12 protein-coding genes and 1 pseudogene are annotated in these 15066 nt (G+C 67.1%); 4 read left to right on the forward strand and 9 right to left on the reverse strand.

Annotated elements, in window-relative coordinates; genetic code table 11:
• Nucleotides 1-15: 15 nt before the first annotated feature.
• Nucleotides 16-2418 carry an outer membrane protein assembly factor BamA gene (bamA, locus tag ACAM55_RS04355; RefSeq protein WP_369654835.1) on the reverse strand — a complete coding sequence of 801 codons (2403 nt, stop codon included), beginning with the start codon at nucleotides 2416-2418 and terminating at the stop codon, nucleotides 16-18.
• A gap of 77 nt (nucleotides 2419-2495) precedes the next feature.
• Nucleotides 2496-3167: a nuclease-related domain-containing protein gene (locus tag ACAM55_RS04360; protein ID WP_369654836.1), complete on the reverse strand. Its 672-nt coding sequence runs from the start codon at nucleotides 3165-3167 to the stop codon at nucleotides 2496-2498.
• A gap of 201 nt (nucleotides 3168-3368) precedes the next feature.
• Between ACAM55_RS04360 and ACAM55_RS04365 the strand changes: the two genes are divergently transcribed.
• The 3 genes from ACAM55_RS04365 to ACAM55_RS04375 all read left to right on the forward strand — a co-directional run bounded on the left by ACAM55_RS04365 (nucleotide 3369) and on the right by ACAM55_RS04375 (nucleotide 6226).
• Complete coding sequence (locus ACAM55_RS04365) at nucleotides 3369-4526, forward strand: porin (protein ID WP_369654837.1); 1158 nt, start codon at nucleotides 3369-3371, stop codon at nucleotides 4524-4526.
• Nucleotides 4527-4922: 396 nt separating this feature from the next.
• Nucleotides 4923-5561, forward strand: coding sequence for an ATP-binding protein (locus ACAM55_RS04370; protein WP_369654838.1), 639 nt, complete (start codon nucleotides 4923-4925; stop codon nucleotides 5559-5561).
• A gap of 125 nt (nucleotides 5562-5686) precedes the next feature.
• Nucleotides 5687-6226, forward strand: a complete 540-nt coding sequence (locus tag ACAM55_RS04375) for a hypothetical protein (protein WP_369654839.1) — start codon at nucleotides 5687-5689, stop codon at nucleotides 6224-6226.
• 9 nt (nucleotides 6227-6235) lie between these two features.
• Here ACAM55_RS04375 and ureG read toward each other — a convergent pair whose 3' ends face one another.
• The 7 genes and pseudogenes from ureG to ACAM55_RS04410 all read right to left on the reverse strand — a co-directional run bounded on the left by ureG (nucleotide 6236) and on the right by ACAM55_RS04410 (nucleotide 11322).
• On the reverse strand, nucleotides 6236-6886 hold the full coding sequence (gene ureG, locus ACAM55_RS04380; RefSeq protein ID WP_369654840.1) for an urease accessory protein UreG: 651 nt from the start codon (nucleotides 6884-6886) through the stop codon (nucleotides 6236-6238).
• A gap of 18 nt (nucleotides 6887-6904) precedes the next feature.
• The gene (locus ACAM55_RS04385; RefSeq protein WP_369654841.1) at nucleotides 6905-7600 is read right to left on the reverse strand and encodes an urease accessory protein UreF; all 696 of its coding nucleotides are present in this window, start codon (nucleotides 7598-7600) and stop codon (nucleotides 6905-6907) included.
• A 13-nt stretch (nucleotides 7601-7613) separates the two neighbouring features.
• Nucleotides 7614-8207: an urease accessory protein UreE gene (ureE, locus tag ACAM55_RS04390; protein ID WP_369654842.1), complete on the reverse strand. Its 594-nt coding sequence runs from the start codon at nucleotides 8205-8207 to the stop codon at nucleotides 7614-7616.
• Between the two features lie 109 nt (nucleotides 8208-8316).
• Entirely contained in the window at nucleotides 8317-10065 is a 1749-nt protein-coding gene (gene ureC / locus ACAM55_RS04395) for an urease subunit alpha (protein WP_369654843.1), read from the reverse strand.
• A gap of 3 nt (nucleotides 10066-10068) precedes the next feature.
• Nucleotides 10069-10374 (reverse strand): urease subunit beta, encoded by a 306-nt coding sequence (locus tag ACAM55_RS04400; RefSeq protein WP_369654844.1) that lies wholly within the window; start codon nucleotides 10372-10374, stop codon nucleotides 10069-10071.
• A 17-nt stretch (nucleotides 10375-10391) separates the two neighbouring features.
• Nucleotides 10392-10991, reverse strand: a complete 600-nt coding sequence (locus ACAM55_RS04405) for a HupE/UreJ family protein (protein ID WP_369654845.1) — start codon at nucleotides 10989-10991, stop codon at nucleotides 10392-10394.
• 29 nt (nucleotides 10992-11020) lie between these two features.
• Nucleotides 11021-11322: pseudogene (locus ACAM55_RS04410) on the reverse strand (urease subunit gamma).
• A 104-nt stretch (nucleotides 11323-11426) separates the two neighbouring features.
• Between ACAM55_RS04410 and ACAM55_RS04415 the strand changes: the two are divergent.
• Nucleotides 11427-15056, forward strand: a complete 3630-nt coding sequence (locus ACAM55_RS04415) for an ATP-binding protein (protein ID WP_369654846.1) — start codon at nucleotides 11427-11429, stop codon at nucleotides 15054-15056.
• The last annotated feature ends 10 nt before the right edge of the window (nucleotides 15057-15066 follow it).

A 15066-nucleotide genomic window follows, 5' to 3' on the forward strand; every position in this document is an offset into this window, starting at 1 on the left:
GATGGGTGCTCCGCTTCAAAACGAGGTGCCGATCTGGAACTGGAAGCGCTGGGTCCGGTCCGCGGCAATGCCGTTGGCTTCGTCCAGCTTCTGGTAGACGATGGGTACCGCATAGGCCAGGCGCAGCGGACCGAGCGGGGAGATCCAGCTGATGCCCAGGCCAGCCGAAGCGCGCAGGCGGTTCTGGGCCTTCCACTGCGCGTCGGTCATGCTCGCGGTGCGTTCCGCGAACACGTTGCCTGCGTCCAGGAAGGTGTAGAGCCGCAGCGTCTTGTCGTTGCCCGCGCCCGGAAAGGGCGTGCTGAATTCCATGTTGAAGATCGCCTTGCGCGTGCCGCCGAGCGCGCCGCCCGTCACCGCGTCCGTCGGCCCCAGCGAGTTCTGCTCGAAGCCGCGGATGGAGCCCAGCCCGCCCGCATAGAAGTTCTTGAAGATGGGGTACGTGGTGCCGCCGAGCGCCCTTGCGTAGCCAAGCTGGCCGTTGATGGCCAGCGTGTACTGCTTGGAAAGCGGGAAGTACTGCTGGTACTGGTAGCTGGTCTTCAGGTAGCGCAGCTCGCTGCCCACGCCCACCTCGAGGTTGGCGGTTTGCAGGCGGCCGCTGGTGGGCACCAGCGCGCTGTCGCGGTCGTCGCGACCCCAGCCGATGGTCGCGGGAATGCCCACCACGTTCTTCGATGCGCACACCACGCTCGGTGCGGTGCCCGTGCACTGGAAGTAGTCCAGATAGGCCTGCGGCGTGCCGGTGTAGACGTAAGAGCCGTCGACCAGCGTGTAGGCGCCGTTGGTGCCCGGCGTGAAGCTGTAGCGCTCCACGCCGATGCCGAGGTAGACCGTGTCCAGCTCTCCCAGCGGCAGCCCGAAGCGCACCGAACCGCCGTCGCTCGCGAGCTTGTAGTTGCCGTCCGCCTCGTAGTAGGGGCGGGTGGTGTTGTGGAACACGTTGAACGTGCGCGAGATGCCGCCCGGCGTGAAGTACGGGTCGGTGGCGGTGAGGGAAATGGTGCGGTTGTACGAGCTCGTGTTGACCTGCAGCCCCAGGTAGTTGCCCGAGCCAAACACGTTCTCCTGCGTGATGCCGAAGCTCAGCGACACCTTGTCGGTCGACGAATAGCCCGCGCCCAGTTGCAGCGAGCCGGTCGGCTTTTCGGCGACGGTGACGGTGAGGTCGACCAGGTCGGGCGAGCCCGGCACCTCGGTGGTTTCGACATTCACATCGGTGAAGAAGCCCAGGCGGTCCACGCGGTCGCGCGACAGCTTGATCTTGTTGCCGTCGTACCAGGCACCTTCGTACTGGCGGAACTCGCGGCGGATGACCTCGTCGCGCGTCCTCGCATTGCCGCCGATGTTCAGCCGCCGCACGTAGGCGCGCCGCGAGGGTTCGGCCCGCAGCACCATCACGACGCGGCGGTTGGTGCGGTCGATCTCCGGTTCCGCCCTCACGCGCGCGAACGCGTAGCCGAAGGTGCCGAAGTAATCGGTGAAGGCCTTGGTGGTGGCGCTCACGTCTTCGCCGTTGTAGGGCTGGCCCGGGCGAATCGTCACGAGCGACTTGAACTCGTCTTCCCGGCCCAGGTAGTTACCGTCGAGCTTGATGCCGGCCACCGCGAACTTCTCGCCTTCGGTGATGTTGACCGTGAGTGTGATCGTCTCGCGGTCGGGCGATATGGCAACCTGCGCGGAGTCGACGCGGAACTCGAGATAGCCGCGCGTGATGTAGAAGGAGCGCAGCGTTTCCAGGTCGCCATTGAGCTTGCTGCGCGAATACTGGTTCGACTTGGTGTACCAGCTCAGCCAGCCGCCCTTGTCCTGGTCGAACAGGTCGAGCAGGGTGCTTTCGCTGAAGGCCTTGGCGCCGACCACGCGCACGTCCGTGATGCGCGCCGACTCGCCCTCGGTCACGGTGAAGGTCAGGTTCACGCGGTTGCGCTCGAGCGGCGTCACCGTGGTGATGACCTGCGCGTTGTAGAGGCTGTGGCTGATGTACTGGCGCTTGAGCTCCTGCTCCGCACGATCGGCCAGCGCCTTGTCGTACGGTCGGCCATCGGCCAGGCCCACTTCGCGCAGCGCCTTCTGCAGCACGGCTTTGTCGAATTCCTTGGTGCCGACGAAATCGACGTCGGCGATGGTGGGCCGCTCCTCGACGACCACCACCAGCAGGTTGCCATTGACGTCGATGTGCACGTCCTTGAAGAGGCCGAGCTCGAACAGCGATCGGATGGCCGCGCTGCCGCGCTCGTCGCTGTAGGTGTCTCCGGCCTTGATGCCGAGGGTCGAGAAGATCGTTCCCGGCTCGACGCGCTGCAGGCCTTCGAGCCGGATGTCCCTGACGGTGAACGGATCGGCGGCCCAGGCCGGGCCGCATGCAAGCGCGGTGAGCATTGCAGCAAGGGCGGCTGCGGACTTGGATGGATTCATATCGCCGCATGGTTCCTGCCAAAGTCGGAGAAATCTGGGACTCCCTCCGACATGCAGGGGCGTGCCTGCGGCGCGTGCTATTGCAGTCCGATGCCACTCATGGCGTTGCTTGAGCTCGCGATATTCCAGCGCACCGAGACCTGCTCGCTTCTCTCGCGGCAGTTCTGCACGTGGTCTTCGACCGAGAGGCTGCCCTGGATGTCGAGCAGCCTCTGCGCGGTGCGGTCGATGGCCTGTGCATCGAGGAGCGGATAGGTGCGCGCAGTGCGCCCGTTGTTGCGCACCAGGCGCGCGATGTAGGGCAGGTCTTGCTGCGTGATCACCGCGGCCGGCATCACGCCTTCGAGCTCGACGCCCTCGCAGGGCAGCAGCACGAAGTACTGCAGGCGCAGGTCGTCGGCCAGCAGGCTTCGCAGTTGCGTGGTCTTGCGGCCGCCCTGCCATGCGGGGTCCTTTACTTCGCGCGCCCTCGTGCAGCCCTGCAGGCGCAGGAACCAGCGCGGCGGCGCCTGGTCCGATTTCTTGCGGTACACGAAGGCGTTGCGCCAGGCCTTGATCTCGAACAGGTAGACGCCGGTTTCGCACACCAGCACCGCGTCGATCTGGGCGGTGCGAACCGGACTCCCCTCGGGCATGGGAATGATCAGGTTGCGAAGTATGCGCAGGTGGGAAAAGGCCGGGCTGAATGCGCTGGTGAGCTGCTGCACACCCAGCGAGGCTGCGATGGTGTTCTGCAATGCAATGGTCATGTCGGGCTCCTTCGGTGGCCGAGCATTGCCTGCCTTTTGGGAGATTTCTGGTAAGAAGCCTTGTGCGCTTGAAGGGCTTGGGGGTGCGCACAAACAACATTCGGTGCAAAGCACGCGGCATCGACCAGATTCCTCCAAATTTGAACAGGACCATCCGTCCAGCCGCTCGATGAAGAGCTGCTGAAAACCGGAGAAACCTGAATGAAGAAATCCCTCACGGCACTCGCCGCGCTGGCCGTCACCGGCCTGGCCTCTGCCCAATCGTCCGTCACGTTGTTCGGCGTCGTCGATGCCGGCGTGACCTACCAGTCGGCCACCTCGCGCGACGCGACCACGGGCCTTAGCTCCAAGCAAAGCAAGTGGAGCCTCGCCAACTCGGGGTACAACTCCAGCCGCATCGGCTTCCGTGGCACCGAAGACCTCGGCGGCGGGCTTGCAGCGAGCTTCTGGCTCGAAGCGCCGATCACCAACGACGACGGCGCCACCGGCGTTTCGACCTTCAACCGCCGTTCCACCGTGAGCCTCTCGGGCGGCTTCGGTGAGGTGCGGCTGGGCCGCGACTACACCGCCACGTTCTGGAACGACACCGTCTTCGATCCGTTCGGCACCAACGGCTCGGGCTCCAGCGTGATCAACACCGTGAGCGGAAGCACCGGCCTGAACAACGCGAACTATGTGCGCGCCAGCAACATGGTCGGCTACTTCCTGCCACCGAACCTCGGCGGCTTCTACGGGCAGGTGCAATACAGCCTGAACGAGAACACCAAGACCAGCGCCACGGACCTCACCGCCGCATCCAGCAGCAGCGCAGGCCGTTACGTCGGCGGCCGTCTGGGCTATGCGAACGGGCCGTTCGATGTCGCGCTGTCGATGGGTGAGAACGTCGCCGTGGACACCACCTCCCTGACCCGCAAGGTGCAGACCGTCAACCTCGGCGCGTCGTACGACTTCGGTCCCGTCAAGCTGTTCGGAGAACTCTCGAACGTGAAGAACAAGTTCGAGCTGGCCGTCGGCGACAGCCACGACAGCTACAACGGCTACCTGATCGGCGCGAGCATGCCGGTGGGCGCTGGCCTCATCCGCGCGTCGTACTCTATGGTTCGCTACAACGAAGGCGCCGTCGGCATCACCGGCGAAGATCCGCGCGCACAGAAGCTGGCGCTCGGCTACGTGCACAACCTCTCGAAGCGCACGGCCCTGTACGCCACGATTGCGCGCGTGAACAACCGCAACGACGCGGCCTACACCGGCAGCCTGCGTGCCGCGAGCACCACGGGCTACGGCAGCGCCGGTGTCAGCTACACGGGCCTGCCGCGTTCGTCCACCGGCTACGACTTCGGCATCCGCCACGCGTTCTGACGCCAAAGGCAGTGTGCGGCGGGGCAGCGCAGTGCGCAGCCCCGCCGCACGCGCTCGTGAACTTGTTCGTGAGTTTCAAATGATCAGATTCCATCACATGGCGGGCGTGCTCGCCGCGGCCGTCCTTTCGGGCTGCATCATGCTTCCACCGCCTCCACCTTTCGGCCCGCCGCCAGGCAGGGGCCCATACCCAGGCTTTCACGGCGCCGTGCCGTTGCCGGCCGGCGGCCATGCCGCGCCGATGGCGGCATGGAATGTTTGCGAGGGCCAGCCCGAAGGCGGTCGTCCCGTGCTGCCCGGCCGCCGTGCGGATGCGTTGTCGGGCACCTGTGAGCGCGGCGCCGGCGGCGAGTTGGAGTTCCGGGCTGGCCCGGGTCATTGAAGGCGGACGGTTCCATGTATTCCACCAACCTGGGCCTGGGCATCGCCCTGGCCGTCGGACTGGGGCTCGCAGCGGTGCTGGCCTTTATCGTGTCGCTGTTCATCTCCAACGTGAAGGCTGGCAGGCTGGCGCGTGAAATGGCCGAGGAAGCGAAGCGCGAAGCGCGCCAGAAGATGAGCGAGAGCAGCGTGCAGGACCTTCGGCCGCTCATTGCCTCGCTGCGCGATTTCGAAGAAGGCACTGCAAGTCGGGAGGGCAGTTCCGATCGACCCATCCGTTTCGACATCCGGGTTCCACACGAGGTGGTGCCTGTGTTCGGCATCGAGGCCGAGCTGGAGGAACTGCTCTCCAAGGTAGCCAGGTATGCGGCGAACGTGATGTCGCCGGGAGCCACGCTGCAGGTTTCGGCGCGTGTGGAGAGCGGCCAGGCCGTGGTCCATTGGCGAGACCTCGATGCGGCCGACGCGAGCCCGCCGCTCGCGAGGTTCCTCGAGGCAACGCAGGCGGCCGCGCATGCCGCGAGCGCGCGGGTGTGCGAGCGCATTGCCGGGCGCCACGGCGGGCGCATCTACGCGGCGCCGCATGCGGGCGGCGCGCTGGGGCTCACGCTGCGGCTGCCGCTGCTTGGGCAGGCCACACCGTCGACGCGCTGATCGGACCGGGCACCGCAGGGCCCTCATGCGGGCCTGTGCAGGGACATGCGATGCGGCGCAGGACCCCGGGCCTTTGCTCGCGCCATACTCGCGGCTGTCCTGGCCGCCAGTGTTTTCTCGTTCCCATGTCGAAGCTGCGATCCGTTGTTCTCCCGTTTTCTTTCGGCCGTGTCGTTTGCGCGCTTGGCGCGTGCGCTGCAGTCTTCGCCGCGCAGGCGCTGCATGCGCAGGCCTTGCCGCCCGGGGTGCGGCTTGGCATGACGTCCGATGAACTGCAGGCTGCCATGCCCGCGGTGCATCGCGTGCAGCGGCCACAGCGGCTCGCGGGCGGTCTGCTCGGGAGCTGGCAGGCGGCGCCGGTTTCCGTGGCGGGGCTGGCGTTCGAGCCCACTTTCTTCTTTGCCGGATCGCAGTTGCGGCGCGTCGAGTTTGTTGCGTCCGCGCAGGCCTTGCCCGACGGCGGTGCAGCCGCATTTGCCGAACTGGTTCGATGGGGACGCGGGGCCTTCGGCAGCGAGCTGGCATCGAATGATCCCGGCACCGCCTATGCGGCATGGACGAGCGAAGCCGCCGATGTCTACCTGCAGCACGTGCGCGATGTGCGCCGCGCGAGCCTGCGGCTCGTCTACAAGGCGCGGCAAGTCCGCGACGGCAGCGAGCTATGAGCCGGCGGCTCAGGCCGCAGTGAGCATTCCGCGCTTCTCGATGAACGCCACCACCTCGGCCACGCCGGTGTGGGTCTTGAGGTTGGTCATCACGTAGGGGCGCTGCCGGCGCATGCGCTGCGTGTCCTGCTCCATCACGTCGAGGTTCGCGCCGACATAGGGGGCGAGGTCGGTCTTGTTGATGACGAACAGGTCGCTCTTGGTGATGCCGGGCCCGCCCTTTCGCGGAATCTTCTCGCCTGCCGCCACGTCGATCACGTAGATCGTCAGGTCCGACAACTCGGGGCTGAAGGTGGCCGCGAGGTTGTCGCCGCCCGATTCGACGAACACCACGTCGGCATCGGGAAAGTCCTCGAGCATGCGGTCGATGGCCTCGAGGTTGATCGACGCGTCTTCACGGATGGCGGTGTGCGGGCAGCCGCCGGTCTCCACGCCCATGATGCGCTCGGCGGGCAGGGCGCCGGCCACGGTGAGCAGGCGCTGGTCTTCCTTGGTGTAGATGTCGTTGGTGATGGCGATCAGGTCGTACTTGTCGCGCATCGCCTTGCAAAGCATTTCGAGCAGCGTGGTCTTGCCCGAGCCGACCGGTCCGCCGATGCCCACGCGCAACGGCGGCAGTTTCTTGGTGCGATGGGGAATGTGGTGCAGGGCGGAGGTCATGGGCGTTGTCCGGTTCGGTCAGCTTCTGAAGAGGCGCGAGTATTGTGTTTCATGACGGGCCGACAACACCGCCAGCAGGGGTGCAAAGGCCTGGCGTTCATCCTCGCCCAGCGAGATGGCGTGGTTCGTGGCAGCGGGAATTTCGCGCGCCAGCCGCGCCAGGATGCGCTGGCCCGCGCTCTGGCCCAGCGGCACGGCCTTGACCGCCGCCGCCACCATGTTCTCGGCCCAGCCGAAGGCGAAGGCCAGGCAGCCGTCGTGTGTGGTGGCGGCGGTGCGGCTCAGCGCGAAGGCGAAGGCCACGGGGTAGCTTGCGGGCAGGTCCGCGAAGACCTCGGCCGTGTCTGCGTGGTGCAGCTTGAGCCACTCGACGAAGGAGCGGCCCATCTGCTCGGTCTGCAGGAAGAACTCGGCCGATTCGCGCGTGGCCAGGACCCAGCGGTTGAGCGCGCGGATGCGCTCCCCGTCGCCCGCGCGCCAGGCCGGCATGGCTTGCGCCACAAGCGCGAGGTCGCCGCGCGCGAAGCTCAGGTGCAACTGGTCGGAGAGCCATTCGATGGCCTTGGCTTCCGAATCGACACCGGCCCATTCCACTGCCGCCTCCACACCCTCCGAATAGGAAAAACCGCCCACAGGCAGGGCCGGGGAGGCGAGCCAGATGAGCTGCAAAAGGCTTTGCGCGCCGAGTGTGTCGGCGGTCTCTTCGTCGGACATCGTCGGGGCGGATTCAGTGCGAGTGGTCGTGCGCACCGGCGTGGTCGTCGAGCAGTTCCGGTGCAAGCACGAGGGGCTTGGGGCCCTTGCCATGCGAATGTCCATGCTCGTGCGCGTGGTCATGGCTGTGGCTGGCCCCGTGCGAATGCTCGTGCGACCCATAAGCGCCGCCTTCGGGCTCGAAGGCTTCCTCGACCGCGACGACGATCAGGTGCATCGAGCGCAGCATGTCGGCCAGCACGTGATCGGGCTCGATCTTCAGGTGGTCGGGCTTGAGCTCGATCGGAACATGCCGGTTGCCCAGGTGATAGGCCGCGCGCGTCAGGTCGAACGGTGTGCCGTGGGCCGTGCAATGCGTGATGCGCAGCACCGGCTGCGGCGCTGCAATGACACGGACCAGCGAGCCGTCTTCGGCCACCAGCACGTCGCCGCCGCGCACGGCGGTGCCGCGCGGCAGGAACACGCCGATCTGCCGGCCCTGCGAATCGGTGGCGTCGAAACGGCTTTTCTGGCGCACGTCCCAGTCGAGTTCGATGGTGGCGGCGCGCTTGAGCAGCACGGCCGCAAGGCCGCGGCCTTGAGGCATGAGTTTGTTGGCGGTGAGCATGGTGCGGATGGGACGCCCAGGGGCGTGAAACGACGGATGAATACCTTCGAGGATACGCAGCCTGTCAAGGGGGCGCCTGCTCCCCCTTCAAGGCCCTACAGGCTCCGCGTCAGAACAGGAAATACCGCTGCGTCAGCGGCAACTGCACTGCCGGGTCGCAGGTCAGCAGATGCCCGTCGGCGCGCACCGCATAGGTCTGCGCGTCGATTTCCATCTTCGGCGTGTAGCCGTTGTGGATCAGGTCCTTCTTGCGCACGTTGCGGATGTTCTTCACCGCGCTGAGGTGCTTCGCCAGGCCATAGCGTTCCTTGATGCCCGCGGCCAGGCCGGCCTGCGAGACGAAGGTGAGTGAACTCTTGGCCAGCGAGCCGCCGTAGCTGCCGAACATCGGGCGGTAGTGCACCGGCTGCGGCGTGGGGATCGACGCGTTGGGGTCGCCCATGGCAGCCATGGCGATGGTGCCACCCTTGATGAGGGTGAAAGGCTTCACGCCGAAGAAGGCGGGTTTCCAGATCACGATGTCGGCCCACTTGCCGACCTCGAGCGAGCCCACCTCGTGTGCGATGCCGTGCGCAATGGCGGGGTTGATCGTGTACTTGGCCACGTAGCGCTTCGCACGGAAATTGTCGTTGCGCTCGTTGCCGTCCAGCGAGTTCGCACCCGTACCGGGCGCTGGTGGCAGCCAGCCGCGCTGCAGCTTCATCTTGTGCGCGGTCTGCCAGCAGCGCAGCACCACTTCGCCCACGCGGCCCATGGCCTGGCTGTCGGAGCTGAACATGCTGATGGCGCCCAGGTCATGCAGCACGTCTTCGGCGGCGATGGTTTCCTTGCGGATGCGCGACTCGGCAAAGGCCAGGTCCTCGGCAATGCCGGCGTCCAGGTGGTGGCAGACCATGAGCATGTCGACGTGTTCGTCGAGCGTGTTCACGGTGTAGGGCATGGTAGGGTTGGTGGAAGAGGGGAGGAAGTTCTCCTCGCCCACCACGCGCAGGATGTCGGGTGCATGGCCGCCGCCCGCGCCTTCGGTGTGAAACGCGCAGATCGAGCGGCCGCCCACGGCCGCGATGGTGTTCTCGACAAAGCCCGATTCGTTGAGCGTGTCGCTGTGGATCGCCACCTGCGTGTCGGTGGCGTCGGCCACGTCCAGGCAGTTGCTGATGGCCGAGGGCGTGGTGCCCCAGTCTTCGTGCAGCTTCAGGCCCATGACACCGGCCTCGATCTGCTCGTGCAGGGCATCGGGCAGGCTGGCGTTGCCCTTGCCCAGGAAGCCCAGGTTCATGGGGAAGGCATCGGCAGCCTGCAGCATGCGCTCGATGTGCCACGGGCCGGGCGTGGCGGTGGTCGCGAAGGTGCCGGTGGCCGGACCGGTGCCGCCGCCGAGCATGGTGGTCACGCCGGACGCGAGCGCTTCCTCGATCTGCTGCGGGCAGATGAAGTGGATGTGGCTGTCGATGCCGCCGGCCGTGACGATGTTGCCCTCGCAGCTGATGATCTCGGTGCCTGGGCCGATGACGATGTCCACACCAGGCTGCACGTCGGGGTTGCCGGCCTTGCCGATGGCGGCGATGCGGCCATCCTTCAGGCCGATGTCGGCCTTCACGATGCCCCAGTGGTCGAGGATCAGCGCGTTGGTCAGCACAGTGTCGACGGCGCCTTGCGCCCTGGTGCGCTGCGACTGCGCCATGCCGTCGCGGATGGTCTTGCCGCCGCCGAATTTCACCTCTTCGCCGTAGCCGCCTGCGCGCAGCGTGTAATCGGCCTCGACCTCGATCAGCAGGTCGGTGTCCGCGAGGCGGACCCGGTCGCCCACGGTGGGGCCGAAGATTTCGGCGTAGGCACGCCTTCCAATCGTTGCCATGGCTTAGAGTTTTCCTTGAACGAGGCCGCGAAAGCCATAGACGATGCGATCGCCCGAGAAGTCGACCAGTTCGACGGTGCGCTGCTGGCCCGGCTCGAAGCGCACGGCGGCGCCCGAAGCGATGTTGAGCCGCATGCCGCGCGCGGCTTCGCGGTCGAAGCCGAGCGCGCCATTGGTTTCGGCAAAGTGATAGTGCGATCCGACCTGGATCGGCCGGTCGGCGGTGTTCTGCACCACCAGCGTGAGCGTGCGGCGGCCAGGGTTGAGCGTGTGCTCGCCCTCGTCGGTGAAAAGTTCGCCGGGGGTCATGGGGACGGCGCCTTTCTTCAGACGGCCTGCGAGAGCAGCGTGGCGCCCAGCGCCACCACGGCGGCGCCCGCCACGCGCGGCAGCCAGGCATTCGCATGGCGCAGCGCCCACCCGAACGCGATGCCCGCAAGGTGCAGCAGCACGGTGGCGCCGACCATGCCGGCCAGCGCCAAAGCCGCGCCCTGCTCGCCCGCGAGTTCGTGGCCGTGCGCCACGCCGTGGAAGATGGCGAACGCGCCGGCCACCGCCGCGGCCACCGCGGCCGGCAGGTGGATGCGCGCGGCGACCAGCAGGCCCAGCACGAGCAGCGAGGCGGCGATCATCGGTTCGACGGCCGGCAACTGCACACCCGCCAGCCCCATCAGCGCGCCCACGAGCAGCATGCCCGCGAAGGCCAGCGGCGCCCACAGCAGATCGGGCCAGGCGCGGCGCGCGGCCAGCGCACTCCAGAGGCCGACCGCGACCATGGCCGCCAGATGGTCGGCGCCTGTGAGCGGGTGCATGAAACCGGTGACGAGGCCGTGGTGCACGCCACCGTCGACACCGGTGTGGGCGCTGGCCGCGAACGGCAGCAGCAGGGCGACGAGGGCAAGGGTCTTGGAAGCGTTGTGGCGCATGGCAGGTCTTTCTTGTTCTGGAGTGGGAGTCAGACGATGGGCTGGTGGACGGTGACCAGCTTGGTGCCGTCGGGGAAGGTGGCTTCCACCTGGATGTCCGGATCATCTCGGCGATGCCATCCATCACGTCGGCGCGGGTGAGCACGGTGCGGCCTTCGCTCATGAGCGCCGCAACGCTCTTGCCGTCGCGGGCGCCTTCCATCACGGCGGCGGAGATCAGGGCGACGGCTTCGGGGTAGTTGAGCTTCAGCCCCCGCGCCTTGCGGCGTTCAGCCAGCAATGCTGCGGTGAAGATCAGCAGCTTGTCTTTTTCGCGCGGGGTCAGTTCCATGGGAGCGGCATCGGATGGCGTGGAGGTCGGCCATTATTGGGCAGGCTTCGGCTTTGCAACAGTCATGCCGGTGTTCGCCAAACGACGTATGGATGGCACGAAAGATGCACCGAAACGGTGTGAACCCCGCCGAGACTTCCACCAGCCCCGACGACGCGCCCCAGCGCATCGTCAAGGTGCGGCGCGACTACAACAGCTGGGTGGCGAGCGAAACGCTCGAGGACTACGCGCTGCGCTACACCCCGCAGCGCTTTCGCAAGTGGTCCGAATGGCGCGTGGCCAACACGGCTTTCGGGGCGGCGTCGTTCCTGGTGCTGGAGGCGGTGGGCGCCACTCTGCTGGTGCAATACGGCTTCGCCAATGCGTTCTGGGCCATCGTGACCACGGGGCTCATCATCTTCCTGGCGGGCGTGCCGATCAGCGTGTATGCCGCGCGCTACGGTGTCGACATGGACCTGCTCACGCGCGGCGCGGGCTTCGGCTACATCGGCTCCACGCTCACCTCGCTCATCTACGCGTCGTTCACCTTCATCTTCTTCGCGCTCGAGGCGGCGGTGATGGCCTACGCGCTCGAGCTCGCACTCGGCGTGCCGCCGGTCTGGGGCTACCTGGTGTGCGCGCTGGTGGTGATTCCGCTGGTCACCCACGGGGTTTCGGCCATCAGCCGGCTTCAACTGTGGACGCAGCCGCTCTGGCTGGTGATGCTGGTGGTGCCTTTCGTCTTTGTGCTGGTGCGCGATCCTGGTGCGTTTGCGGGCATCGTGCACTACAACGGGTCGAAGGCGAGCACCAAGGGTTTCGATCTGCACCTGTTTGGCGCTGCGCTGACGGTCGGCATCGCGTTGATCACCCAGATGGGGGAACAGGCCGACTACCTGCGCTTCATGCCCGCGCGCACCGCCGTGAGCGCCCGGCGCTGGTGGGCCGGGGTGCTGGCCGGCGGGCCGGGGTGGGTGCTGCTGGGCGTGGTCAAGATGCTGGGCGGCGCGCTCTTGGCGTACCTGGCGATCACGCACATGGTGCCGGTCGAGCGCGCGGTCGACCCGAACCAGATGTACCTTGCGGCCTATGAGTACGTATTCCCGAACTATGGCTGGGCCGTGGCTGCGACCGCGCTGTTCGTGGTGATTTCGCAGCTCAAGATCAACGTGACCAACGCCTATGCGGGCTCGCTGGCCTGGAGCAACTTTTTCTCGCGCGTGGCGCACAGCCATCCGGGACGCGTGGTGTGGGTGGTGTTCAACGCGCTCATCGCCTTCATGCTGATGGAGATGAACGTGTTCGAGGCGCTGGGCGACGTGCTCGGCCTCTTCGCCAACATCGCCATCGCCTGGATGATGGCGGTGGTGGCCGACCTGGTCATCAACAAGCCGCTGGGCCTGTCGCCGCCCGGCATCGAGTTCAAGCGGGCGCATCTGTGGGACATCAACCCGGTGGGGGTCGGGGCGATGGCGCTGGCCTCGCTGCTGTCCATCACCGCCCATCTCGGCGTCTTCGGCCCGCTGGCGCAGGCGTTCTCGGCTCTCATCGCGCTCGGTACGGCACTGGTGGTGTCGCCGCTGCTGGCATGGGCCACGGGCGGCAAGTACTACCTGGCGCGAGGTTCGGTGGCCCATGGCGCGGTCGCCTTTGCGCCCGCAGCGGGCCCGCGCGCGGTTCGCTGGGCGCGGGTCGAGCACGACGTGCATGAGGACGCAGCGGAGGGCAGCTACCAGCGCCTCAAGGTGCAGCACTGCGTGATCTGCGAGCGCGAGTACGAAGGTCCCGACATGGCCCATTGCCCGGCCTACCAGGGCGCGATCTGCTCGCTGTGCTGCACGCTCGATGCGCGCTGCGGCGACCTGTGCAAGCCCCATGCGAGCCTCTCGGCGCAATGGTCGTCGGCGCTGCGCTGGCTGCTGCCGCGCTTCAGCTGGCGCTATCTCGACACCGGGCTGGGCCATTTCCTGTTGCTGATGCTGATCATCGTGCCGGTACTGGCGGTGGTGTTCGGTGTGCTCTACCAGCAGGAGCTGCGCGCATTGGGCGAGGGCGTGCTGCAGATGGCGTCGCAATCGGAACTGGCCGAAGCCTTGGCGGGCGTGCAGCAGTCGGCGTTGCGCTCGGGCTTTCTCAAGGCGTACATGGCGCTGCTGGTGATCGCGGGCGTGGTGGCCTGGTGGCTGGTGCTGGCGCACCAGAGCCGCAGGGTCGCGCAGGAAGAATCAAACCGCCAGACCCATCTGCTGATGCGCGAAATCGAGTTGCACCGCGCCACCGACCGCGCGCTGCAGTCTGCCAAGCAGACCGCGGATGAGGCGCGCGAAGTTGCCGAGCACGCCAAGCTCGCAGCCGAGCAGGCGCGGCGCGCCGCCGACCAGGCCAACCAGGCCAAGAGCCGGTACATCAGCGCCATCAGCCACGAGCTGCGCACGCCGCTCAACAGCATCCTGGGCTACGCGCAGCTGATGGGCGAAGACCAGTCCGTGCCGCCCCACCGCCAGCAAGCCGTGGCGGTGATCAAGCGCGGCGGCGAGCACCTGCTGTCGCTCATCGAGGGCACGCTGGCCATTGCCCACATCGAGGCCGGCAAGCTCACGTTGCATGCGAGGCCGATGCGCTTTGCCGACACCTTGCGCGAGCTGGCCGACATGTTCGAGCTGCAGGCGGCCGAAAAGGGGCTGCGGTTTCGCTTCGAGGCGGCGGGTGCATTGCCCGAGGTGGTGCGCGCCGACGAGAAGCGGGTGTGCCAGATCCTCATCAACCTGCTGGGCAACGCCATCAAGTTCACGGCCGCGGGCGAGGTGACGCTGCGGCTTTCGTATGCACGGGAGTTCGCCTCGGTCGAGATCGAGGACACCGGGCCCGGCATGACGGCCGAAGACATCGAACGCATCTTCGAGCCCTTTGCGCGCGGCGATGCGGCCGCGGCGTCCACGCCCGGCGCGGGGCTGGGCCTCACCATCGCCAAGATGCTGACCGACCTCATGGGCGGCGAGATGAAGGTGCGCAGCACGCCTGGGCAAGGCTCGCTGTTCTGCGTACGGCTCTTCCTGCCGCGGGTGCACGAGACCGCGGGCGCCTCGGGCCGGCCGGCTCCGGTGCAGCGCGCGCGGCGCGGCTACGAAGGCCCTCGCCGTCGGCTGCTGGTGGTCGACAACGAGGAGGCCGACCGCGACCTGCTCGGCCATGTGCTGGCGCCGCTCGGCTTCGAGCTGCGCACCGCCGCCAGCGGCCACGACGCGCTCGACCTCATCGCGGCCGGCTACCGGCCCGATGCGATGTTCGTCGACCTTGCCATGCCGGGCATCGATGGCTGGGAGACGATTCGCCGCGCGCGCAAGCTCGGCCTCGCCGATGCCTGCGTGGCCATCGTGTCGGCCAATGCTTTCGACAAGGGCCTCGAGAATGACGTGGGCATTGCGCCCGAAGATTTCTTCGTCAAGCCGGTGCGCCATACGGAACTGCTCGACTGGCTCGAACGTCGCCTCGGCCTGCAATGGACCGACACCGCCGCCAAGCCGGCCCCCGCCACCGCGCCACGCGCCATGCAGGCGCCTTCGCTGTCGAGGCTGCGCGCCCTCGACGAAGCGGTGAGCCTGGGCTATTTTCGCGGCATCATGAACCAGCTCGACGAAATCGACACCGAACAACCCGAATGCCTCGCCTGGACCGAGGCGCAGCGCGTGCTCGCGCGCCAGTTCCAGTTCGAGGCCATGGGCCGTGCGCTTGCCGCCGCAGTCAGCGCGGCCTGAAGAACAAGTC

Source organism: Variovorax sp. V213 (genome assembly GCF_041154455.1).
Lineage (GTDB): Bacteria > Pseudomonadota > Gammaproteobacteria > Burkholderiales > Burkholderiaceae_C > Variovorax.